Here is a 24,122-nt window from a genome sequence, read left to right on the forward strand (position 1 = left end):
CTGTGTCGGGACTGTGAGTACGGCATGTGCGGCAGAGGTTACGCGTGGCACCCGGTTGTGTGGCACATGGTTACAGCTCCTCATTGACCCGGTAGTAGCTGGGGAGTAGGAATCATCTTTGCCGGGAATCGGACTGAACCGGCAGCTTCGCCCTCACGCAAAACCCGCTCTCTTTGCGAGGCCCGGCAGATAGTTGCCCACCCATCGACGTCACACGCTCCCGCATTCCCTGTAGACCGTGTCCTCGACCGTCCCCCTGGACAGCAGCCCCGTACCCGTTATCGAGGATTTCGACGTAGATGGCAGTGGGCGAGTAGGCCAAGGTTACGGTGGCGCGGGCACTGGGACCGGCGTGTTTGAGGACGTTGGTGAGAGCTTCCTGAACGACTCGGTAGATCACAAGCCCGAGGGCCTGGGAGACCACCGGTTCATCTCCGGTCACCCTCAGCTCAGCCTTCACTCCGGACTTCTCGACGAGTTCGGGAATCTCTGCCAGCCCAGGGGAGGGTGAATACTCGGCGTCAGCGTCTTGACGCAGCACCCCGACGATTCGCCTCATTTCAACCAGGGCTTCACGGCCGGTCTCAGCGATGGTGTCGAGGACCTCGGGGGCTTTCTCTGGTTTCTTCGTCGCCAGCGCCTTGCCACCCTCGGCCTGCACGATCATCACCGACAAGGAGTGGGCGACGATGTCGTGGAGTTCACGGGCAATCTCATTGCGGGTACGTTCCTCAGCGACCCTGGCTTGCTGCTCGCGTTCGGCGAGGATAGCCCGGTACCGTTGCGCTTTGACAATGCGCTGTTGAGATTCGATGAGGGCGGACTCGCGTAGCCGTCGTCCCACCGCATAAGGGGTCAGGACCAGGCCGGCACAAACCGTCATGGCAAGGATGAGCAGTACCCACGGGGTCCCCGAGGTGGGGTCATATCCGATAGTTATGGTGGGTTGCCACCTCACTGGGCCGATGACTGACCCCAGAGCCCCAATCCACAACACCCAGCGAGATTCTGGGCCATCGACCCATCTGGCCACCGAGTACGAGGCGATCGGGACGATGAAGATACTCAGCACCGGGAAGGGGACGAAGGTGAATTGGATGGTGGCGCCCAAAGCCACCAGAACCATCATGAGCAGTGGCTGGTCACGGCGAATCGGCAGCGAAGCCACCATGATGACCGAAGAAATAAGGGCGGCGGCGTACTCAGGAAAGGGTCGTTCGACCACGCTGACGAAGTAGGGGACGATCGTCACCACGGCCATGACGAGGGTGAGGGTGACGTCTCCCCACCAAGCTCGTTCAGTATCTGCCGGACGACCGTCGTCAAGCTTGGGGTCCAGCACCTCTTCCATGCCTGGGATGGTGATCTGCGGGACGTTGTTGCGAGCCGGGTTGAGTCGGTTGAGGCGGGCGCGCATTCCGGACCCGCGGGACTCGGCGGAACGGTTGTCCGTAGTCGACGTCTGCGAGCCGGTCTCCTCCATAACCGCCAGTCTAGGAAGGTGGACCAACTGTGGCGGAATGGTTTCTGATGTCAGGTCATGACACCTGGCGTGGCAACGCGCACCGTCTGTGACCACTTTTCCACACACCGTCTTCGCCCCCTGCTCGGGCCGGTGAGCCGCACTCTAGAATTGAGACCGACGATCACGGCGACAAGGAAGGTTCCCATGAAAATTCTCATCACCGGCGGGGCCGGTTACATCGGATCGACTGTCGGTTCGGCGTGCGAGGAAGCAGGCCACGAGGTCGTCGTTCTCGACGACTTGTCAGCGGGACGCCGCGAATTCGTCCGTGACCGCACCTTCTACGAGGGCGACATCGCCGATCAAGATCTGCTTGACCGCGTGTTCACTGAGAACCACATCGATGCCGTTGTGCATTGCGCAGCCAAGATCATCGTTCCGGAGTCGGTCGACCAGCCGCTGAATTACTACGACAACAACGTTGGCAAGACTGTCTCCCTGCTCAAGGGCATGGAACGCAACGGTGTACACCGCATTCTGTTCTCCTCCTCGGCCTCGATTTACGCCACCGATGAGGAGTTCAAGGTGACCGAGGAGTCCGCCCTCGACCCCGGTTCCCCCTACGCCACCACGAAGTTCATGGTGGAGTTCATCCTGCGTGATGCCGCCCACGCCTCCGACCTCAAGGCCCTCAGCCTGCGCTACTTCAACCCGATCGGTTCGGACCCGAAGCTGCGTACCGGCCAGCAGATTGAGCACCCCACCCACGTGCTCGGCAAGATGATCGACGCCTGGCTGGAGAACTCCACCTTTACCGTCACCGGCGTCGAATGGCCGACCCGGGACGGTTCGGGCATTCGTGACTTCATCCACGTCTGGGATCTCGCCCGCGCCCACGTCGCCGCCTTGGAGCACCTCGACGAGGTGACGGCCGAGGATTCCTACCAGGTGTTCAACATCGGCACCGGAAATGGCGTCACCGTCAAGGAGCTGGTCAAGGCCTTCGAAGAGGGCACCGGCAAGCCCCTCAATGTCGTCTACGGTCCGCCGCGTCCCGGTGACGTTGCTGGTGCGTACACCGTCTCCAGCCGGGCCAAGGACCTCCTTGGCTGGAGTGCAGAGCTGACCCCGGCCGATGGCATTCGTGACGCCATCGCATGGCTGCCCGAGCGCAAGAAGATCTTGGGTTACTGATCTGTCGAGTTTTGATCTGCCGCCGGCCTCGCATTCCTGCGAGGCCGGTGCTGTTTCCCCGGGATTCCTCGACGGGAGAAGATCCCAAGGGGGCCAAATCAGACGGGTCGGATGAAAGCCATCACCATCGTCGTCAACTGGTTGGTCATTCGGTCGATGTCGGCCTTCCTCCCCGACGCCATGGCCGCCAACATCCGAGAGTCAAAGACGGCGCGGGTCACTTCGGTGAGGTCGTCGACGCTGATCGTGGTCGTGACGTCGTGGTCGCGCAGGGCCTGTGCCACCATCTCCCTCAGGGCAGGGGTAATGGTTGACGCGACCTGCTGGTAGGCCTGCCGTAGCTGTGGATTCCGTGCCGCCTCAAGAGTGATCTCCATAATCGCCATCACCGTCGCCGGGTCAGAGCCGACTGCCGAGGAAAACAGGGCGATGATGTCATGAATCCGATCACGCAGTGGGCCGTCGTTGGGGAAGTCAAGTGAGGAGCTGAGGACAGCAATGTTCTTCTCGACGTAGCGGCTCAGCACCGCCATGCACAGCTCGTCCTTGGAATCGAAGTTGGAGTAAAACGCCCCCCGGGTGAACCCCGCTTCCTCGCAAATCTCCTCGACGGTCGATCCGGGTACTCCCTTGCGGGCAAAGACGGCGACGGCGGCGTCGGCCAGCCGAGTCCGGGTGGCTGCGCGGCGAGCCGAGACCGGAGTGTTAGTGGTGGACATGACGCTCCTGGGACACTCAAACATTGAATACGACGATGTATCGGATACGATACTGCATCAAATACACACCTGTATTGAGTGGTGTGCTCACGAGTTCATTGTGGGGTGATGATGTCCTCCTTCCTTCACGACGTCGGAGCGTGGTGTTTCCGCAGAGCGAAGACCGTCGTCGCCCTGTGGCTAGGCCTGTTGGTCCTGCTCGGGCTGGGCATGGTGGCCTTGCAAAGCGACTATGACGACTCTTTCACGATCCCGGGTGCACCTTCTCAGGTGGCCTACGACAATCTTCAGGTGACCTTCCCGCAGGCGTCCGCGCTGAGCGCCAACGTCGTGGTTACCGTCCCCGATGGCACCGACATCTCCTCAAAACCCATTCGCTCCCGAATTGAGAAAGGGATCGAGGACCTCAAGGACCTCAAGGACGTCACCGGGGCGACGTCACCGTGGAGCAAGTACGTCACCGGGATGGTCAACGAGGACCGAACTGCGGTCGTTATCCAAGTGGAACTGGGACAGGTGAGTTCGGTGACCTTCCCCGATTCCGGACGTGACGACCTGCAACGAGTGGGTCACGAAATCGAGGCCGACTTGCCGTCGGGGTCACACGTCTACGTTGGTGGCGCGGCTTTCGAGGCCATGCTGCCGTCGCTGTCGATTACCGAGGTCATTGGCGTCGGGGTGGCCCTTGTCGTCCTCGCTGTCACCCTGGGGTCCTTGGTGGCAGCCGGAATGCCAATTATTACAGCCGTCCTCGGGGTGGGAATCACGTACTCGATCATGGCGATCCTCACCCGGTTTACCACGGTCAATTCCGTCACCCCAATGCTGGCCGTCATGCTGGGTCTGGCCGTGGGGATCGACTACGCCTTGTTCATCCTTTCGCGTCATCGGGACCAGCTGCGCGACGGCTTCGAGGTGCAGGAATCAGCCGCCCGAGCCGTGGCAACCTCGGGTTCAGCCGTGGTCTTCGCAGGAACGACGGTCGTCATCGCCCTCATTGGGTTGGCCATTGTCAAGATCCCGTTCCTGACCGTCATGGGGATGTTTGCAGCCATCGGTGTCGCCCTGGCCGTCGTCATTGCCCTGACCATGCTCCCTGCCTTTATGGGTCTCATGGGCGACAGATTGCGTCCGCGGAAATCTCGTCGCGAACGCGGGTCGAAGGCAGCTGCGGTGGCAGCCGGACCGGGTTGCAGCAACAATGCCACAGCTGACGCGAACACGGCGGCTGACATGAACCCGACATCAGCGGGCGCGTCGGCCACTGGCAAGGGGGAACGTTCCGGCGGCGTCTTTGGGTGGTGGGTGCGCACCGTCACCCGGGTTAACAATGCCACAGCTGGCGCGAACACGGCGGCTGACATGAACCCGACATCAGCGGGCGCGTCGGCCACTGGCAAGGGGGAACGTTCCGGCGGCGTCTTTGGGTGGTGGGTGCGCACCGTCACCCGGGTTCCGTTGGTGACCATTCTCGTTGTCGTGGTGGGGCTGGGGGCTCTGGCTGTCCCCATGAAAGACCTCCACCTTGGCCTGCCCACCGCCGCCGAGCTGCCCGCCGCCGACACCGCTCGGCAAACCTACGACGCCTTGGAGGACAAATTCGGACCGGGGTTCAACGGCCCGGTTATCGTCACCGCTGACATCGTTACTTCCACCGACCCAATGAAGATCGTCAACGGGCTTAAGGCCGACATCGAGAAGCTCCCGGGTGTTGACAAGGTGGCGTTGGCAGTCCCGAACCAGAACGCCGACACTGCCATGGTCCAGGTACTGCCGACCACGGGTCCTACCGATGAGGCCACCAACGACCTGGTTCGCGAACTGCGGAACCACGAGGCGCAATGGCACGACAAATACGGGGTTGACACTGCCGTCACTGGGTTGACGGCTATCAAACTCGACGTCTCCGATCGCCTGGGCGACGCCCTGCTGCCGTTCGGCGTTTTCGTTGTCGGATTGTGCCTGGTGTTGCTGACGGTGGTGTTCCGTTCCATCGCGGTGCCCATCAAGGCGACCGTCGGCTACCTGCTCTCGGTGCTGGCCGCTTTCGGGGCGGCGCAGCTGGTCTTCAACCGAGGTATCGGCCTGTCGGTGGTGAACCTCGACCGCACGGTCCCGATCATCTCCTTCATGCCGATCGTCGTGATGGGTATTCTCTTCGGTCTGGCGATGGACTACGAGGTCTTTCTGGTGTCGCGAATGCGCGAGGAATACATCCACACCGGTGACGCTAAGGGCGCGGTCGTCAAGGGGTTCATCGGTTCAGGCAAGGTCGTCACGGCTGCCGCCGTCATCATGTTTTCGGTCTTTGCCTTCTTTATTCCACAAGGTATGAACGCCATCAAGGAGATCGCCCTGGCGCTGGCTATTGGCATTCTTGCTGACGCCTTCCTGGTAAGGATGACCCTCGTGCCCGCCGTCATGGCCCTGCTCGGTGACAAGGCCTGGTGGCTGCCCGGATGGTTGGAGCGCTGCTTGCCCCGACTCGACATTGAAGGTGAAGGGATCGCCCACGAGGAGAAACTTGCCAAGTGGCCCACTGCCGATCACGTCGAGGCGGTCCACGCCGAGGGAATCGGGGCTAAAGGCCTGTTCACCGGCCTTGACCTGCATGTCGAACCTCATGAGGTGCAGGCGGTGGTGGGGCCGCAGGGTCCCGTGACAGCCGTCCTGCTGGCGATTGGGGGGAGGCTGGCCTTTGATGAGGGCCGAATGCGATCGGCAGGACGTCTGCTTCCCGAGCGCGCCTCAGCGGTGCGTCGGGCGGTGTGGGTCATCGACGCAACCGATACCAACCTGTCGGAGGAATTGCGGGCTGCCACCATGACCCTCACCCGTCCGCCCCGACATCGCCCCCGTCTGTTCCTCATTGACCACGCCGACCAGATCGTCGAGCAGTCCCACCGCGACCAGCTGGAGTCCCTCGTCCGTGAGGTGAAGCAGGTCGGTGAGGCCGCTGTGATCCTGGGGGCTCAGCGAGCCGGTCGAATCGACTGGTTGCAGCCGCAGGCTGTTCACGACCTCAACGAACACCAACCCGAGCTGTCCCTCGGAGGTACCCGATGATGACCGAACGTTCCCACTCCACAATCAGGCTGCGGTGGCCGGCGGTGGCCGCCTTGATCCTCGTCCCGCTGCTAGTGGTGGCGGGCCTGGTCGGCACCACCTGGCGGACTACCGACCGGCTGGGTCAGGTGAAGGCGGCTGTCGTCAACGAGGACAAGGCCGTCACGATCGGTGGACAACTGGTTCCGATGGGCCGCCAGCTCACCGCAGAGTTGGTCGATTCCGGCTCTCACACCACTGATGGCCATACTGTCGACTGGATCCTCACCGACGCCGATGGGGCAGCAGAAGGGCTGCGCGACGGCACCTACTCGGTGGCCGTGACGATCCCGGAGTCCTTCTCGGCTGACGCCACCTCCTTCTCGGCCAATGACGCGGCGAAAGCCAAACCGGCCATGATCGACGTCACCACGTCGCACGCCTCGCCGGTCTCTGATAGCACTATCGCGGCCCTGACTGCCCAGGTGGCGCGGCGCTCCCTCAACACCACGTTGACCTCGCAGTATCTCGATAACGTTTACATCGGCTTCAACCGATTTGCCCAGCAGATGGGTGCGATGACCGACGCTGCTGCCAAAATCGACGACGGGGCGACAAAACTTGCCGACGGCACGAAGCAGTCCGCCGCCGGAGCCGGGACTCTGGCTGCCGGCATGACGACGCTCAGCCAGGGAGCCCAGCAGCTGCAGGCCAACGGGGGCAAGCTCACCGATGGCGTATCTCAGCTCACAAGCGGCCTTAATACCCTGTCGGATAAGGGCAAACAGCTCAATGATGGCGTGAACGAGCTGGCTGGTGGGGTGACGACCTACACCGATGGCACCGGCAAAGTCGTCGACGGAATCGGTCAGCTGTCCGCAGGTTTGGCCACCATGGACGACAAGGTCAGCGCAGCCATCGGCGACCTCGACCCATCTCAGCTCAACCAGCTCACCGACGGTGCGAGCCAACTTGCCGACGGTATCGATCAGTTCACCGGCGGTTTGGTGGGATACCGCAGCGAGATCCGGAAGTACGCCTCCGGTGACAAAACCGCAGAACTTAGCAAGGAGGCGCTGTCCCAAGGCGAGGCGGGCTTCCTGGTGCGCTGTCAGCAGAAGCACACTGCGCAGGATTGCCAGAAGTTGGTCCCCCTGATTCGTGACATCATGACCGATGGGTACGCCCTCGGGGTGCAGGCTGGATCGACAGTGGCCGTCAAGGCGATGGCTATCAAAGACCCCGATTCCGGCATGAGCATTGACGACGGTATCAATCAGCTTGCTGACGGGTCCTCCCAGCTGTCTGAGGGGGTCGACAAGTTCACCGCCGAGATGCGTACCGGACTTCCCAAAGTGGTCGGGCAGATCACCCAGCTGCGAGACGGTATCCACGAGGCCGCCACCGGTGCCCAGACCCTTGCCAGCCAGTCCCAGGCGCTCAAGGCGGGTGGGGAGGAGCTTTCCGCTGGGGTCACGACCCTGGCCAGCGGTGTCGGCGCGTACACCGCTGGAGTCTCCCAGGCTGCCGCCTCGACCCCGGAGCTTGAAGAAGGGATCACTCAATATGTCGGCGGGGTCAATCAGCTTGCTGACGGGGTGACGAAGGCATCGGCGGGGGTCGGTACCTTCACCTCCGGTATGACGAAACTCAACGAGGGTGCCCAGCAACTCACTGACGGCACCGGCACGTTCTCCAGCCAGCTTGCGGCCGGGGCCAAGAAGGTGCCGACCTACTCTCAGGACGACCGCACCAAGCTCGCAGACGTCGTGTCCACCCCGATCAACGGAGAGGGGCCTGCCATTGCGACCTCGGTGGCCGCCGTCGCGGTTCTGCTCATTCTCGGTGGCTGGCTTGCCGCCCTGGCGACCTGGATGGTGGCCCGCACGGTTCCCTCCCGAGTACTCAGTTCGGCACGCTCGACGCTGGGTCTGCTGGCTCGCACCATGTCGGTCGGGGCGATCGTGACCGTTGCGGTGAGTGTCGGTCTGGCCGTTATCGGCGGAGTGGCGTTGGGTCTCTCAGTGCCCCGGTCGATCGGTTTGGGTGGAGTATTGCTGCTTGTCGGGGTGATGTTTGGCCTGGTTAACCATGCCCTGGCTGCCTGGCTGCACGGTCTGGGGCGGCTCATCAGTGTTGTCCTGGTGACGGCGAGTGTGGCTGCCGGTTTGGCCAGTACTGTTCCGGCCCCGGTCCACTGGGTTGACGTCATTTCCCCGCTGCGCCCTGCCTTACACGCAGTACAAGCCGTGGTGGCCGGGAACAATCCCAGCTTCGGATCCCTGCTGGCCATCGTGATATGGGCTGTGGCAGCTCTCATCGCAAGCTTGCTGGCGGTGGGACGACGACGGCAGACCAGTGCCAAGAATCTGCTGGCTGGTGCCTCCGCCTAGCGAAGTGGCATTCCTGCCTAGCCGATCTAGAGTGGCACCATGAACAAGCCCCTGCTCGCGAGTCTTGCCGTTGTGGCCACTGCCATTGCAGTGGTCAGCCGGGTCCGCTCGATCCGACGGGGCTGGATCGACGAGGTGTGGCGATTCGGTATGGAAGGGATCGACGCGAGTCCCGACGACCAGCAGTGGGATTGATCGTCGTCAAGACTTCGTGCTTGTTTCCCCGTCGCAGATCGTGCCGGCGAATGGGAGAGTCCTCCCAGGGTGGTGTCATTCCTGTGAACACGGAACTCGCTCACGGCGTCCGAATCCCGTCGTAGGGTGGATTCATGACGACCACCGACCGCTCGCTTCCTGCAGATCTCCCCTCCCAGCTGCTCATGGACGGAGCATGGGTGGACGCCGAGGCATCCCGAACCTTCGACGTCTTCGACCCCTCCACTGAGAAGCCCCTCGTCGCCATCGCCGACGCTTCCGTCGACCAAGGCACCGATGCCCTCGACGCCGCCGTGCGTGCCCAGGAGTCGTGGGCCGACACCGCACCGCGTGAGCGCGGCGAAATCCTGCGCCGGGCCTTCGAACTCGTCACCGAGCGCAAGGACGACTTCGCCAAGCTCATGACCCTTGAGATGGGCAAACCGCTGGCCGAGTCCTACGGAGAGGTCACCTACGGTGCGGAGTTCCTGCGCTGGTTTTCCGAGGAGGCAGTGCGTATTCGCGGTGACTACGGTCTCCTCCCAGAGGGCAAAGTTCGCCAGCTGGTCACCAAGCGTCCGGTCGGTCCGTGCCTGTTCATCACCCCGTGGAACTTCCCGCTGGCGATGGCCACCCGCAAGATTGCCCCGGCTCTGGCTGCCGGCTGCACCGTCGTCATTCGACCGGCCTCGGCCACACCACTGACCACCCTGCTCTTCGCCAAGGTGCTGGTCGATTCCGGTCTTCCTGCCGGGGTCGTCAACGTCATCACTGGCCGTGACCACGCCGTCACCGCCGCCATCCTGGAAGACCCGAGACTGCGCAAGCTCTCCTTCACCGGGTCTACCGGAGTCGGCGTCAACCTGTTGGGAAAGGCGGCCACGCACGTCTTGCGCACCTCGATGGAGCTGGGCGGTAACGCTCCCTTCATCGTCTTTGAGGACGCCGACCTCGACCAGGCCATCGCCGGAGCCAAGGGGGCCAAGATGCGCAATATGGGCGAGGCCTGCATCGCGGCCAACCGATTCATCGTCCACGAGTCGGTGGCTAAGGAGTTCACCAACCGGATGGTCGAGATGATGTCCGGCCTTGTTGTCGGGGATGGTCTGGACGACAAGTCCGAGGTTGGACCGATGATTACCGAGAAGGATCGCGCGAAGGTTGACGCGTTGGTTCATTCTGCGGTTGAGGCCGGTGCGACGGTCCGCTGTGGCGGCGAGATCCCCGAGGGCAAGGGCTGGTTCTACCCTCCGACGGTGCTGTCCAACGTGCCCGCCGACTGCGAGATCATGCAGACTGAGATATTCGGACCGGTCGCCCCGATCACCACCTTCCGTACCGAGGAAGAGGCCCTCGCCATCGCCAACTCGGTCCCGGTCGGGCTGGCTGGCTACGTCTTCACCGGGGACACCGCCCGCGTTCTGCGGCTGGGCCAGAAGTTGGAGACCGGCATGATCGGCGCCAATCTTGGCGTGTTCTCCAACGCGGCGGCCCCGTTCGGCGGTGTCAAAGAATCCGGGCTGGGACGAGAGGGTTCCTACCAAGGCATTGAGGAATTCTTGGAGACGATTTATGTCGCTCTCCCGACGTGAGTCACAAGACGTGATGGCGGGAAGGTAGCGTCATCCAAGCCCTCATGTGACGCTGGTTAGCTGCTGAGGGTCTGTCCGACGTTTTCCGTGTTGACGCCGCGACAAGACGACTCCTGTTAGTCAGCGCTGCCAGAGCCGGGCTGGGGTCCCACGGCAGCATTGGTCAGGCCCCGGAGATACCTCAGATTCGCGGTATTCTGACCTCGCTGTACCAGCCGCTGCGCGGCCCTAACCAAGGAAGGCACATGACTCACGATCTGGCTTCAGCAATCGCATTCCAGGTGCGATCGACCTCGGGACGTTCCGTCGCCGCCTCGACGCCCATGGAGGTGTGGCAGGGACTGTCAGCCTCCGTCGTGGGTCGTCTTGCCGATGACTGGGAGGCCACTGACTCCGCGTACAAGGCCGGGCGTCAGGAGCACTACTTCTCCGCTGAGTTCCTCATGGGCCGCGCTTTGCTCAACAACCTGTCGAACCTCGGCTTGGTCGACCAGACCCGTGAAGCCTTGGCCAGCTTCGGCATTGACCTGTCCCAGGTGCTCGAGCAGGAGCCTGACGCCGCCCTCGGCAATGGGGGCCTCGGTCGTCTGGCCGCCTGTTTCCTCGACTCCTGCGCCACTTTGGAACTGCCCGTCACCGGCTACGGCATTCTCTACCGTTACGGTCTGTTCAAGCAGCTCTTCGACAACGGATTCCAGACCGAGCACCCAGACCCGTGGATGGAAGATGGCTACCCCTTCGTGATTCGTCGGGAGGAGCAGCAGCGCATTGTCCGCTACGCCGATATGTGGGTGCGAGCCATCCCTCACGACATGCCGATCACCGGTTACAGAACTCGCAACGTTGGGACCCTGCGGCTGTGGAAAGCCGAGCCGATGGAGCAGTTCGACTACCAGGCTTTCAATTCCCAGCGTTTCACTGACGCCATCGTGGAGCGGGAGCGCACCTCGGACATTTCGCGGGTGCTTTACCCCAACGACACCACCTTTGAAGGCAAGGTGCTGCGCGTTCGTCAGCAGTACTTCTTCTGCTCGGCCTCCTTGCAGGAGATCGTCGACAACTACGTCAAGCACCACGGTGAGGATCTCACCGATTTCGCCAAATACAACTCGGTTCAGCTCAATGACACCCACCCGGTGCTGTCCATTCCCGAGCTGATGCGCATTCTGCTCGACGAGCACGGTATGGGTTGGGACGAAGCGTGGGAAATCGTCACCCACACCTTTGCCTACACCAACCACACCGTGCTGGCCGAGGCGCTGGAGAAGTGGGAAATGCAGATCTTCGATCGTCTTTTCCCGCGTATCAGTGAGATTGTCCGCGAGATCGACCGCCGGTTCCGGGAGGAGATGGACAAGCGCGGTGTGGACGGTCAGACCATTGAGTACATGGCTCCCGTCTCGGGCAATCAGGTGCGGATGGCGTGGATCGCCTGCTACGCCTCTTACTCGATCAACGGTGTCGCGGCCCTGCACACCGAGATCATCAAGCGCGAAACCCTCAAGGAGTGGTACGCGATTTGGCCCGAGCGGTTCAACAACAAGACCAACGGCGTCACCCCGCGCCGCTGGCTCAACCAGTGCAACCCGCGCTTGGCAGCCCTGTTGACCGAGGTCACTGGGTCTGACGCCTGGGTGAAGGACCTCTCGGTGCTGGCCAACTACACCGACTCCGTTGACGATTCGGTCTACGACCGTATCAACGAGATCAAGCACGCCAACAAGGTTGATTTCGCGGCCTGGGTGGCCGAGCGGGAGGGCGTCGAGATCGATCCGGACGCTATCTTTGACGTTCAGATCAAGCGTCTGCACGAGTACAAGCGCCAGCTCCTCAACGCCTTTTACGTGCTGGATCTGTACTTCCGCCTCAAAGACGACCCGACCCTCGACGTCCCCAAGCGAGTTTTCATCTTCGGCGCCAAAGCCGCTCCCGGCTACATTCGCGCCAAGGCAATCATCAAGTTCATCAACGAGGTGGCTCGGCTGGTCAACAACGACGAGGACATCAACGGTCGTATCAAGGTCGTTTTCATCCACAACTACAACGTCTCGCCGGCTGAGCACATCATTCCGGCTGCTGACGTTTCCGAGCAGATCTCGATGGCCGGCAAGGAGGCCTCGGGCACCTCGAACATGAAGTTCATGATGAATGGCGCGCTCACTCTGGGAACCCTCGACGGGGCTAATGTTGAGATCCTCGACGCGGTTGGCAGCGATAACGCCTACGTCTTTGGTGCCACTGAGGAAGAGCTGCCCTCCCTCAAGCGCGGGTACGACCCACGCTGGCACTACGAGAATGTGCCGGGCCTCAAGCGAGTCATCGACGCCCTGACCGACGGCACCCTTGACGACAACGGATCCGGCTGGTTCCACGACCTGCGGCAAAGTCTTATGGAGCCTGGTTGGGAAGGTCCCGACGTCTACTACGTGCTGGGTGACTTCGAGTCCTACCGCACCGTCAAGGACGCCATGGCTGCCGATCATGCGGACGCTCGTGGCTGGGCTCGCAAGGCTTGGGTGAACATCACCAAGTCTGGCCGGTTCTCCTCGGACCGCACCATCCGTGACTACGCTGAACAGGTGTGGAAGCTGGACCCGACCCCGATCGGCTGAGTCACGACTGCGGAAGCCGGGCTGCCTGCGGGCGGTCCGGCTTGTGTCGTGGTCCGGGGTGTTGCTGGTTCGCAGGTGGGGCCAGCGCCGCAAGGCCTTGGCAGCTATGCGAGCCAGACGGCTCATAAGGCTGAGGTCATTGTGATGAGTCCTTTATGTGAGTGTCGTTGATAACAGCTATGACCTCATAAGTTATACTGATTAGCAGCCATACAAGGAGGTATAGGCATGGACACTGCTAAGAGATCAGCAACAATCATCGCAGCCATCACCGCGTTCTTATCGATTTGTTGCAGCACCCCTGGAGCAGCTGCGCAAGAGTTCGAGCCAGAGAGTCGAGAGCAGAGTACTCCAAACCCAAGCGAAGCCCTTGATTTCTTTGCAGCAATCTCCACCCCGGTTCAACACTGATGTGTGCACCATTTTCCGGTCCTGCAGCGTGGGGCTGCGCCGTAGCAATGGGACTACTTGGGATGATGCCGAACTTCAACGACGCATGCGATTGAGAGGGCGAAATGAAAAAATACATCAATCCAGATAGTTTTTTTGTTAGATTTCTAGCAAATTTTGCACTATTCTACTCGGCTGCCATCGTAGTGATGGCTGTCGCATTTTTGACGGGGCATTGGAATACCTTAATATGCTTTGTCGGATTGTTGGTTTTCAGCGTACTTGCCGCCCTATTAAGGGCAGCAATTTCTAAGCCAGGAGAACCATTCATGAAGTCGCCTGTATTCAGAACTGATCGGTAATGCATTCTCCATTAATTCTGTAGTTTCGGGGGTTCGCTTCACAAAGTGAACTTCCGAAACTATCTCCTAGGTGTAGTTGCGCATGACGTTGTTTACGCCTGTGGGGAGTAGCGAGGTGGCTGGTCTGGTGAGGCGGTGTGGGGTCGATGATAGGTGTCGGGGATGTTGCCTACACCGATGGTGTGGACTGGTTCAGCTTCCCAACGGTAGGGGCGGGCGTCAAGAAGCTCCTCAGGGCTTGATCCGGTTATACCGTTCGACGGTGCAGCCCAAAGTCGGCGTAGCCATCACCCGACCGTGGCCTGAGAAATCCGGATACCACGATCTGCCAGGTCGATACAGATCAGCCGGGCCGACCACTGTCGTTCCCGCCCCAGCCTAGCGATGGTCTCGACGACCCCAGTAGGGGTTTGATGTGGGTGGGGCTGGCTGGTCCGATCAGTCAGTCCGGCTTCTCCGAGGCGGCGGTACCGGTTGACCCATCGATTAACGCCCAGCAGCCCACCAGCACATCGATTACGTCCTGGTTGTAGGTCATTCTGGCTTGCGTGGTTTGCGGGGCTTTGGTTCGACGCCTGCCACGTGTTGGCGGATCATTCTGCGGGCATGGTCACGGTGCCGTCTGGTGACCTGACAGATCGCGTCTAAGATCTCGCTTTTCTCCCGCCGGGTCGCCTTCGGCCACTTCGCTACCTTAGAGGCCAGGATTGCCGTACGCTGAGTCAACTTCAACTGCATCCACTTACTCTGACTGACGCAGGCACATTGAGATGAGTTAATGAAGAACTCCACGCGGGCATTCAGGATGAGTCAACGGGTCATCTTGACAATCGAAAGAACAAATGATGAAGTCCCCGCACAATTTTGAAAAACTAGAAAATACTAGGGAATACAATGAGAACTGAATAGATATTCAACAATGTGCTCGACTTGCCAGAGCGAATCCGTGCGAGGGATGTACAAATCTCTGCTATCGCGTATTGTTCGTCTGCGCGCATCTGCTTTAATGATGCCGTTGAGGTGAAGCGTTTTGAATTCTCAGAGGTTATTGTTTCGGAAATTATATAGCACGACGTTGATTAATTTGATTGGAGATGCTATCGCACAGCTTGCGCTTCCTCTAGCATTTCTTTACGCAACAGGCTCGATCAAGTTAGCCTCAACACTCGCTGGCGTCACTTTAATGACTCAGTTAGTTCTATCTCTGCCTTTAGCGGCGGTATCTGATCGGTTACCTCGAAGAAGGATTGTCTTCGCGGGATATCTGGTTGAAGGCATTTGCTTAACGGTCCTGGGGTGGTTGCTGTTGGGCGGTTTTGCGAATTTCGTACTTGTGACATTGGTAGGAATTATGCGCGGAGGTGCGAGTCAATTTGGTGTTGCCGCAAGTTCTGGATATGTTCCCCAACTGTTGGGGAGAGACGCAATGCTGAAGTTCAACTCCCGAGTTGAGACAATAGAGGGAGTGGCAGCGATTGGCGGGCCGTCGATATCCGGGGGGGATAGTGGGATTATTCGGTGGAGCGTACGCCGTATTTATCCCCGCCCTGTTGTCGTTTGTTAATGGTGCTATCTATTCCAGACTTCCAGACAAACCGGCGCCGCGCGCCGATGAAAATGAAAAGAGTTTAACGCTGCTCGTTATTGTGAACGATATACGTGAAGGCATTGGCTACGTGTGCAAAAGCCGAACGCTTGTCGCGATGATGGCCGTACAGTTTGCTCTGGGGGCGACGACTGCAGGATACGCGTTTGGGGTCGTCGTTCATCTTAGCGTCCATATGGGACTAAGTCCGTGGCATGTTGGTTTCACCATGGCCGCCTCTGGCGTCGGAGGGATCACTGCTTCTATTTTGCTCGAGCGGTTAGTCCCGTTGAAACAGTATCTTGCTGTACTCCTCATTTCTCTCATTGGCGTTGGTGTTATCCTTGCTACGTATTCAGCTATTCACTCTGTGCTTTTGGCGGCGGCATGTTTGTTTGTTCTTGATTTTTGCTGGGTTGGTATTTTCATTTATTCGGGAACGCTAAGCCAATATGTAACGGACGATGCGCACCTCGCACGTGTGGATTCGGTGGCTGATCTGGTGTTCCTTGGAGCCTCGTCGATTTCTGCACTGTTAGCGGGCGTATTAATTAGTGACGGACATGTGGCAAAGTATCTTTGTGTGCTGGGGGTTTCGGTTGTTCCAGCGCTCGTGGCTTTGCTATTTATCAAGCGGGCCGACGAAACGGAATGACCACCTTGTCATAGGCAGGGCCGATTCGTCACGGTCGACAACCGGATGTCCACGGGCGTGGATGACGGTGGCCGGGTTGATTGTGAGGGCCTGGGACCTCGTCTCCGGCGGTGCGTTCGGGTGGAAGTGTCCAGATGGGGGCGCTGACGCGGTAATCGGTGGGGCTGACAAGCAGTGCCGGAGAGGCTGTTCGTGGGAGGATGGAGCACACCCGAGACGTATCAGGAGTCGTCATGTCCAAGAAGAAAAAAGTCGGCATCCTCACCGCCGGTGGTGACTGCCCGGGACTCAATGCCGCGATTCGTGGATTCGGCAAAGCGGCCATTCGGGATCACGACATGGAGCTGATCGGTATTCAGGACGGCTTCCTTGGCTTGGCGGAGAATCGCACCGTCACCCTTGGCCCGCGAGCCCTTTCGGGGATTCTGACAGTCGGTGGAACCATCCTCGGAACCAGTCGTGACAAGGTCAATCGTATGGTTATCGACGGTGAGGAAAAGGATATGGTCCCCACCATCGCTGACACCTATGACAAGCTGGGTCTCGACGCCCTGGTAACCATCGGCGGTGGCGGCACCGCGAAGAATGCGCACAAGCTCTCCAAAGCTGGGCTCAACGTCTTGCACTTGCCCAAGACCATCGACAACGACATCGTCGGGACTGACGATTCCTTCGGATTCTCGACGGCACTCGAGATTGCCACGGACGCCATTGACCGACTGCATTCCACGGCCCACTCCCACCACCGCATTATCCTGGCCGAGATCATGGGACACCGGGCTGGCTGGCTTGCGCTGGGATCTGGTATCGCGGGAGGGGCGGACGTCATCTTGCTGCCCGAGGTGCCCTACAAGCTCGACTCCATCGTTGCCGCCATCGAGAAGAGACGTAAGCAGGGGCTGAACTTCTCCGTCATCGCGGTGGCTGAGGGAGCTCGTGACGAAACTGATTCGGCCGCGCTGGCCGGAGCTCAGGCCCTCGTCCACTCCTCGAAGACCCCGGAGACGAAGGCGGCGGCCAAGAAAGCCAAGAAGGATCTCGAACATTCCATGCGCGAGAACACTCTCAAACTTGCTGCCCAGCTGGAGGAGGCCACTGGCCTGGAGTCACGGGTATCGATCCTGGGCTACGTGCAGCGCGGCGGTATCCCGTGCGCCCATGACCGTATCCTGGCGACCCGGCTGGGAACCATGGGTGCCAAGCTCGTTGACGACGGCGAGTTCGGGATCATGGTGGCCTCCCAAGAAGGCGGCACGACGACAGTTCCTCTTAAGGAGGTCGGCGGCAAGGTCAAGTATGTGCCGTCAGACCACCCCTGGGTGAAGGCTGCCCGCGAGGTCGGAACGGGCCTTGGCGACTGAGTAGCGCTGGCGATTGAGCCGCCCGCCCATTGAGTAGTGCTGCCCTGTGCTCACGTGTTTCTCGTTGAGACTGGTCGTCGAGCGGCGGTGTGGACCACGCACCTGTCTCCCGGGTTGGGGTCAATCGTTGCCGACGTCCCCGTCACCCCCTCGATGACTCCGCAGTGCAGGGCACAGACCACCTGCGGATGGTCAAGGGCCAAGTCGAGGAACGGGCAGTGGCGAAGCACGATTTCTCCCGCGTCGTAGGCCGGCGAGAATCCCATCTCGTCGAGCACTGTGACGACATCGCCACGATGGCGGCGTCCCCAGCGTCGACCAATACGGGCGGCAGTCGCGGTCGGATCGTCGCTGGCGGCAACCTCTTCAACGAGCATTCGGGCCAGCAGCCGGTAGGCGCGAGGTCCCTCATCGTTGACCACGGTGAAGACGGTATGCGGACGCCCGCGAGCAGCCCGGTGTCGACGGGTGGTTTCCGCTCGTCCCTGCTTGACGAGACGGTCGAGGTGGAATCGCGCCGTTGAGGGGTGAATCCCCAAGTCGGCGGCCACCTCGGCGCTGGTGGCAGAACCGCCGCGTTTCTGCAAGACGCAGGCCACCTCGTCAATCCTCTGCTGAGATCCCGGGTCGATCAGACTGTCGTCAGTTATGTGGCCTCTCATGCTGTCACCTGGATGATTCCTCGCGCCCCGCGCTCCATCTCCACGAAAGAGTGGTTGACGAAGGTGTAGCGGCCCGGCTCTTCGAAGACCATCTCGACGAAACCTCCCTGGGCGCTGGACAGGTCGAGGGCCTGACAGCCTCCTCCCTCCGGATTGCCACGCCTGAGGGTGTAGGCACCTTCCTTGAACACGGTGTCGAACTGGGTTCCGACGACGTGGAAGGAGCACCCGCGACTCGGGCCGGCTGCCAACACCCAGATACGCACCCGCTCTCCGACCTTGGCCGTGAGCGGCGCGAAAACGTACTGGTTGGCGTGACCGTTGAACATCGTCAGGTCCGGGGTTTCGTTGGCGATTTTGGCTGTGTTGACCTCGCCGCCGTTGTGCTCGCTGAGGTAGGTCTCCGACTGCACTAGGTAATACTCACGATCGGCCCGTGGCAGGTCGTGGGGAGGGACGATGACAGCGCCGAACATACCGGCCGCGATGTGGGCCGACATTGGCATGGTGGAGCAGTGATAGAGCCAGATTCCAGCGCGAGGCAGGGTGAAGTTGTAGTCCAGTTCCTGTCCCGGGGCGATGGTACGCATGACGTCGTCAGGGGAGACGGTGCCGGCATGGAAGTCGAGGGAGTGACCCATACTCCCGTTGTTGACCAGGTGTATCCGCATATGGTCGCCGATTCGGGCGTGGATAACCGGGGCCATGTAGCGGCCGTTGTAGGTCATAGCGGCGATGGTGGTGTCCGGGGCGATTTCCTGCACAGATTCCTCGACGGTCAGGGCCATCGAGTGGACGCGCCCAGTCAACAGCGCAGGCACGACAGCGTTGCGGGTGGTGAATCCCTTGCCAGGAGCTTTGGTGAGATCGATCGAGCGACGAGGGTTCGCCGAACCGCTGTGGTTATTGTGCTCAGTAGCCCCCGAAATGCCATTGACCGTGACTGTAAGCACCATTCCTGCCGATTTGTGACCGACAATGGTGCACCAGCCCTCGGTTGGGTCCGTGATGACTCCGACCTTGACGGTGGCGCGGGCCCCGGGGTCCAGACGTGGCGAATGGGTGCCGTTGGCAAAGTGCAGGTCGTGGACCTGGTTGGGGTCCTTGTTGGTGACCTCGACGACCAGTTCGTCACCGGCGGGCACGGTGATAGTGCTGGGGTGGTACTTCATTCCCTTCGCCGTGATGGCGACTGTCGTGGTGTGGCCGATGGGGGAGACGGAGCTTTCCGGCGCTGCTGTGCTTACAGCGTCATTGTGGTCAAGACGGTTACCGACGGCGGCTGCCGTGAGAGCGGTGGCGAGTCCGGCGAAGGCTCCGACGAAGGATCGCCGGTCGGTCGGTGCGATGGGAGCTGGGTCGATGGTCTTGCTGGTGACTCCAGCAACGACGGATCGATCCGGGATTTTTGAGGCCTTCGAGGCCGCTGGCTTGCCAGGGAAAGCCGCAGCGGTTTCTCCTTTTTCTGCGGCAGCTTTCCGGGCTGCCATCTGGCGTCCTTTCTCCTTGAGCATGGGAACGCCGGTACGCACCATCGCTGCGGTCGCAGGTAGGAAAGTCGCCAGTCCGACGACAGCCATCACCATGCCAATGCGGCGGGTCCAAGTACCGACCGCGAGCACCCACAGCAGCAGACCAGCGTTGGTGACTGTCGCGCGCAGCGCCCCGAAGGCGTGCATTTTGGCATTGGTGGCTCGCACGATTCTGGGTCCTCCGCCCATGACCATCGGCATGAGGTAGCTCATGGCACCGATGAGGAGCTGAAGCAGGAAACCGACGATGACGGGAACCGAGAGGGTGAAGATGTCGTCAGCCAGTAGTCCGGTGCCCGTGGAGGCGAGTTTGCAGACCAGCCACACGAGCCACACCAGCAGCCAGAAGATGGCCGCTCCCATCGTGAATCCGGGAAAGTCACGCGGCGGCTTGTGGACGGCGCAGGCCACGAGGTCTGCCAGCACAATGCCGATACCTACGATGTAGGCCGCCACGCCGATGGCGGTCAGCCACCACAGTCCGCACAAGGCTCCTGCGGTGGTGACGGCGACTGCGGCCGCCATGACGTAGAGGGAGTGCGTGCCATGACGCTCCTGGGCCGGTCGCATGGTGGTGCGTAACACAGTCGGCCACAAGGTGATAAGGGTGCCGATGACGGTTAGACCGACGAATCCGAGCAGGTTGAGAGCCTGGTGAGCGACAAGCAGACGAGTTCGCCACGGCTCGATGGGGGAAAATGCCATGATCGCGCCGAGGGTCGCTCCCAACGGCAAGAGGCAGGCAGCGGCGCAGTAGAACCTGACTGTCGAGTCGAAGCGACCGGGCAGGGCGTGGCGAACTTGGTTGGCCAGGGCAAAGGCGTACCAGGTCAGCACCGTCCCGACCACGACGGCACCGGCGACTGTCACCCACGGCCAGGCTGCCACTATGCCGACGCAGGTGACGACGATCCCGACCGTCAAGAGCCGGATTCGCAGCACCTGACGGCTGCGGTCGGCTCCAGTGAGGTTGTTGTGCAAGATCGCCTCGGTGAAGTACTGGCCCCACACCATGATTGAGGTTGTCGCAACGCCGAGGGTGACCATGTGTACCAGCAGCCAGTGGGACTGTGGAATCCACCGGCTCGCGATCGCGACGATGGGCAGAGCAACGAGCCACCCGGAGACGGGACGAGACGCTTTGCGGTGCCAGCTGCGTTTGTTCGTGTCGGGCTTGTGGTCGGTGGTCTTAGACATGGTGCCTCCTAAGCAGGAGCGCGATGTGCAGCGGGTATCGGACGGTTCGGGTGCGCGACCGGGCGTGAGTGCTGGCCTTGAGTGCGAGCCAGCCCCGGTGAGAGCCGACGGAGGGCGCGAGCATGGACGAGTCCTTTTTGATGATGAATTCCTCAAAATTCTATCGCGTAAGGCGGTCTTTTCGTCTGGGGGTCGCTACGCCGGGATGTTTTTTGTTGGCTACGTCGGGGGGTGGTTTTTGGTCACTTCGTGACGTGGTGTGGGGCTGGTCGCCCCTTTCGATAAACTGACCGTATGTCCACCGTGCAGCCCGGCATCCTTGCCCTTGGTTCCTCCCATCACTCCTACCTCATGTGGGACCTCGTCGATGGTGTCGATGAGCGTCAGGCCGTCCAGCGTCTCCTTGAGGTGGCAGCAGCCGCAGGGTCCCCCGCGAGCACCCTGGTTGTCGTCGGATTCCGTCCCGAGCTGTGGGATCGCCTTGGTGAGCAGGGTATTGACGGACTTACGGGGTTTAACGAGCCGGTCGTTGGGGACGACGGGTTTACCATGCCTGCCACCCAGCACGACGCCGTGGTGTGGATTCAGTCCAGTTCCCGCGATGCTGTTTTCGACCGTGGCATGGGCATCCTTCAGGCTCTTGACGGACTGTTTCAGCTGGTCGACTGCACCGACGGCTGGGTCTACTGCCGGAACAAGGACCTCACTGGGTTCGTCGATGGGACCGAGAATCCGGCCATCACCGAGGCTCCCGGAATCGTCGCTGGCGACACCGGCAACAGCGTCCTGCTGATCCAGCGCTGGCCTCACAAGGCCCGTCGTTGGACCTCCTTGCCGACTGGGGAGCAGGAGAAGGTCATTGGTCGCACCAAGGGCGGCGACGAGGAGCTGGATCCCCAAGTTGAGACTTCCCACGTTGCTCGCACCGACCAGGAAGATCACGGCGACATCCTGCGTCGCAACACTGCCTACGGTGACGTCGCTCTGCACGGGACGATGTTCGTCGGGTTCGCCTCATCGAAGGACCCAATGCAGTCCATGCTTGAGTCGATGGCAGGCAAGGGCTGTCCGCGCGACGCCCTGACCCGCTACTCCTCGGTGGAGACCGGCGGCTACTACCTCATCCCATCGGCTGAGCGGATTGCCCAGGAGCTTCCAGAGGACGACGACTGAGGTCGGTCTCCCTAGTCAGGGGCTTATTGGCGATGATGGTCCGGGGCCTAAACGGTCTCGGACCTGGTCGTCTCAGGCGACCTTCACCGGGTGGTCTGGGTGGTTGTCCAACCATCCCTTGATGAAAGTACAGTCCGGGCGCACCGGCAGGTTGTGAGACGCGATGTCGTCGAGAGCACATCGTGCCAAGGCGCTGCCAACCCCCTTTCCGCTGAAGGGGTCGAAGACTTCGGTGTGAGGCATGACGACAATGTTCCCTTCGCGTCGAAAATCTGCGAATCCAGCGAGTTTGCCGTTGACATGAGCCTCGTAGCGTGACTGCTCGTCGTTTTTGGTGACAGTCGTATCGTTCATGCTCCCAGTGTCGAACCAGTGTGGTCTTTTTCAAGGCGCTTTGCAGCTGCGTTCACCGATGGCGACATCTGCTTGAAATGGCGTTGCCAAGGGGCAGTTTGGGAGTGAGTCCATAACGCATACGGAGGTTTCGTCATGCCCATTGATCCCACTAAGCCGTCGACCAATACGAATGGTTCCCCGGCTCCCAGTGATGAATTCTCCCTGACCGTGGGTGCCGACGGCCCGGTGCTGCTCCATGATGCCCGCCTGGTTGACACCTTGGCCCACTTCAACCGCGAGAACATCCCCGAGCGCAAGCCGCACGCTAAAGGGTCGGGAGCCTTCGGACACCTCGAAATCACCGCCGACGTCTCGGAGTACACCAAGGCTGGGTTCCTGCAGAAGGGCAAGGAAACCCCGATGTTGGCCCGCTTCTCCACGGTCGCCGGTGAGCTCGGCAGCCCCGACACCTGGCGTGACGTCCGTGGGTTCGCGCTGAAGTTTTACACCGACGAAGGCAACTTCGACATGGTCGGCAACAATACCCCGGTGTTCTTTATGCGCGACCCGATGAAGTTCCCGCACTTCATTCGTTCCCAGAAGCGCCTGCCGAATTCCGGCCTGCGCAGCCCCAACATGATGTACGACTACTGGAGCCTCTCCCCGGAGTCGGCTCACCAGGTTGCCTACCTCATGGGTCCACGGGGTATTCCGCTCAGCTACCGCACCATGAACGGCTACTCCTCCCACACCTACTCGTGGGTGAATGCTGAGGGGAAGATCACGTGGGTGAAATACCACTTCATCAGCGATCAGGGCGTCCACAACATGACCGCCGACCAGGCCAAGGCCGTTGTTGGAGATCATCCGGACATCCACCGCGAGGATTTGTTCAACCACATTGCCGACGGCGACTACCCGTCGTGGACCGTCAAGGTGCAACTCATGCCTTACGACGACGCCAAGAATTATCGCTTCAACCCCTTCGACATCACCAAGGTGTGGCCGCACAAGGACTACCCGTTGCACACCATCGGCAGATTCACCCTAGACCGCAACCCGGAGAACTTCTTCGCCGAAATCGAGCAGGCGGCCTTCTCCCCATCGAACACCGTCGAGGGCACCGGTTTGTCTCCTGATCGTATGTTGCTGGGCCGCGTCTTCGCCTACAACGACGCCGCCCGTCATCGTTTGGGAGTCAACTACGAGCAGTTACCCGTGAATCGTCCGACCGTGGCGACGAACCAGTACACCTTCGACGGCCAGATGGCCTATGAACATTCCGGGTCCGCGCCGACCTACGCCCCGAACTCCTACGGTCGGGCTTACACCACCGGCTACCGTGCCGGATCGGAGACCACGTGGGAAACCGACGGTGAGCTCGTCCGCGCCGCCCAGACCCTGCACCCCGAGGATGACGATTTTGGTCAGGCCCACACCTTGGTCCACGACGTCTTTTCCGACCAGGAGCGCGACGAGCTCGTCGAGACCCTTGTTGACCTGCTGACCAATTTCGACATGGAGGAGCCGGTGATCGGCAACACCCTCACCTACTGGCGCAACATCGACGCCGGTGTAGCCGACAAGATTGAGTCCGCCATGTGATCTGATTCAGCTACCCCGGGCGGTACTCCAGTACCCGTTTCCCCAGTCG

18 protein-coding genes are annotated in these 24,122 nt (G+C 60.9%); 12 read left to right on the forward strand and 6 right to left on the reverse strand.

Annotated elements, in window-relative coordinates:
- Positions 1-112: 112 nt before the first annotated feature.
- A complete protein-coding gene (locus tag Q4B98_RS06075) occupies positions 113-1,483 on the reverse strand; it encodes a sensor histidine kinase (RefSeq protein ID WP_303196232.1) in 1,371 nt (456 codons plus the stop codon).
- A gap of 186 nt (positions 1,484-1,669) precedes the next feature.
- Between Q4B98_RS06075 and galE the strand changes: the two genes are divergently transcribed.
- The gene (gene galE, locus Q4B98_RS06080) at positions 1,670-2,659 is read left to right on the forward strand and encodes a UDP-glucose 4-epimerase GalE (protein WP_303196233.1); all 990 of its coding nucleotides are present in this window, start codon (positions 1,670-1,672) and stop codon (positions 2,657-2,659) included.
- Positions 2,660-2,757: 98 nt separating this feature from the next.
- Here the strand turns inward: galE and Q4B98_RS06085 are convergent, their stop codons facing one another.
- A complete protein-coding gene (locus Q4B98_RS06085) occupies positions 2,758-3,378 on the reverse strand; it encodes a TetR/AcrR family transcriptional regulator (RefSeq protein WP_303196234.1) in 621 nt (206 codons plus the stop codon).
- A 210-nt stretch (positions 3,379-3,588) separates the two neighbouring features.
- Between Q4B98_RS06085 and Q4B98_RS06090 the strand changes: the two genes are divergently transcribed.
- The 6 genes from Q4B98_RS06090 (at position 3,589) to Q4B98_RS06115 (ending at position 13,626) form a co-directional block, all read left to right on the forward strand.
- Complete coding sequence (locus Q4B98_RS06090) at positions 3,589-6,444, forward strand: MMPL family transporter (RefSeq protein ID WP_368492321.1); 2,856 nt, start codon at positions 3,589-3,591, stop codon at positions 6,442-6,444.
- Positions 6,441-8,816 (forward strand): YhgE/Pip domain-containing protein, encoded by a 2,376-nt coding sequence (locus tag Q4B98_RS06095; protein ID WP_303196236.1) that lies wholly within the window; start codon positions 6,441-6,443, stop codon positions 8,814-8,816. The genes Q4B98_RS06090 and Q4B98_RS06095 overlap by 4 nt, the downstream gene beginning before the upstream one ends.
- 39 nt (positions 8,817-8,855) lie before the next feature.
- Positions 8,856-9,011 carry a hypothetical protein gene (locus tag Q4B98_RS06100; protein WP_303196237.1) on the forward strand — a complete coding sequence of 52 codons (156 nt, stop codon included), beginning with the start codon at positions 8,856-8,858 and terminating at the stop codon, positions 9,009-9,011.
- Positions 9,012-9,145: 134 nt separating this feature from the next.
- Positions 9,146-10,603, forward strand: a complete 1,458-nt coding sequence (locus Q4B98_RS06105) for an NAD-dependent succinate-semialdehyde dehydrogenase (protein ID WP_303196238.1) — start codon at positions 9,146-9,148, stop codon at positions 10,601-10,603.
- 245 nt (positions 10,604-10,848) lie between these two features.
- Entirely contained in the window at positions 10,849-13,215 is a 2,367-nt protein-coding gene (locus Q4B98_RS06110) for a glycogen/starch/alpha-glucan phosphorylase (RefSeq protein WP_303196239.1), read from the forward strand.
- Between the two features lie 228 nt (positions 13,216-13,443).
- Positions 13,444-13,626 carry a hypothetical protein gene (locus tag Q4B98_RS06115; protein ID WP_303196240.1) on the forward strand — a complete coding sequence of 61 codons (183 nt, stop codon included), beginning with the start codon at positions 13,444-13,446 and terminating at the stop codon, positions 13,624-13,626.
- A 628-nt stretch (positions 13,627-14,254) separates the two neighbouring features.
- Here Q4B98_RS06115 and Q4B98_RS06120 read toward each other — a convergent pair.
- Positions 14,255-14,467: a helix-turn-helix domain-containing protein gene (locus Q4B98_RS06120; RefSeq protein WP_368492322.1), complete on the reverse strand. Its 213-nt coding sequence runs from the start codon at positions 14,465-14,467 to the stop codon at positions 14,255-14,257.
- A gap of 575 nt (positions 14,468-15,042) precedes the next feature.
- On the opposite strand from Q4B98_RS06120, the gene Q4B98_RS10570 reads away from it, so the two are divergent.
- From Q4B98_RS10570 to Q4B98_RS06130, 3 genes are all read left to right on the forward strand, one after another.
- Positions 15,043-15,531 (forward strand): MFS transporter, encoded by a 489-nt coding sequence (locus tag Q4B98_RS10570; protein WP_368492317.1) that lies wholly within the window; start codon positions 15,043-15,045, stop codon positions 15,529-15,531.
- Positions 15,473-16,207: an MFS transporter gene (locus Q4B98_RS06125; RefSeq protein WP_303196241.1), complete on the forward strand. Its 735-nt coding sequence runs from the start codon at positions 15,473-15,475 to the stop codon at positions 16,205-16,207. Before Q4B98_RS10570 ends, Q4B98_RS06125 begins: the two co-directional genes overlap by 59 nt.
- 233 nt (positions 16,208-16,440) lie before the next feature.
- Positions 16,441-17,568 carry a 6-phosphofructokinase gene (locus Q4B98_RS06130; protein WP_303196242.1) on the forward strand — a complete coding sequence of 376 codons (1,128 nt, stop codon included), beginning with the start codon at positions 16,441-16,443 and terminating at the stop codon, positions 17,566-17,568.
- Positions 17,569-17,618: 50 nt separating this feature from the next.
- Here the strand turns inward: Q4B98_RS06130 and Q4B98_RS06135 are convergent, their stop codons facing one another.
- Positions 17,619-18,230 carry a metalloregulator ArsR/SmtB family transcription factor gene (locus tag Q4B98_RS06135; RefSeq protein WP_303196243.1) on the reverse strand — a complete coding sequence of 204 codons (612 nt, stop codon included), beginning with the start codon at positions 18,228-18,230 and terminating at the stop codon, positions 17,619-17,621.
- On the reverse strand, positions 18,227-20,959 hold the full coding sequence (locus Q4B98_RS06140) for a multicopper oxidase domain-containing protein (protein ID WP_303196244.1): 2,733 nt from the start codon (positions 20,957-20,959) through the stop codon (positions 18,227-18,229). The genes Q4B98_RS06135 and Q4B98_RS06140 overlap by 4 nt, the downstream gene beginning before the upstream one ends.
- A 294-nt stretch (positions 20,960-21,253) precedes the next feature.
- On the opposite strand from Q4B98_RS06140, the gene Q4B98_RS06145 reads away from it, so the two are divergent.
- A complete protein-coding gene (locus Q4B98_RS06145) occupies positions 21,254-22,132 on the forward strand; it encodes a Dyp-type peroxidase (RefSeq protein WP_303196245.1) in 879 nt (292 codons plus the stop codon).
- Positions 22,133-22,204: 72 nt separating this feature from the next.
- On the opposite strand, the gene Q4B98_RS06150 is transcribed toward Q4B98_RS06145, so the two are convergent.
- A complete protein-coding gene (locus Q4B98_RS06150) occupies positions 22,205-22,486 on the reverse strand; it encodes a GNAT family N-acetyltransferase (protein WP_303196246.1) in 282 nt (93 codons plus the stop codon).
- 135 nt (positions 22,487-22,621) lie between these two features.
- Between Q4B98_RS06150 and Q4B98_RS06155 the strand changes: the two genes are divergently transcribed.
- On the forward strand, positions 22,622-24,073 hold the full coding sequence (locus tag Q4B98_RS06155; RefSeq protein ID WP_303196247.1) for a catalase: 1,452 nt from the start codon (positions 22,622-22,624) through the stop codon (positions 24,071-24,073).
- Positions 24,074-24,122 lie beyond the last annotated feature (49 nt).

It is taken from the genome of Cutibacterium sp. (genome assembly GCF_030525615.1).
In the GTDB taxonomy this organism is placed as follows: Bacteria; Actinomycetota; Actinomycetes; order Propionibacteriales; family Propionibacteriaceae; genus Cutibacterium.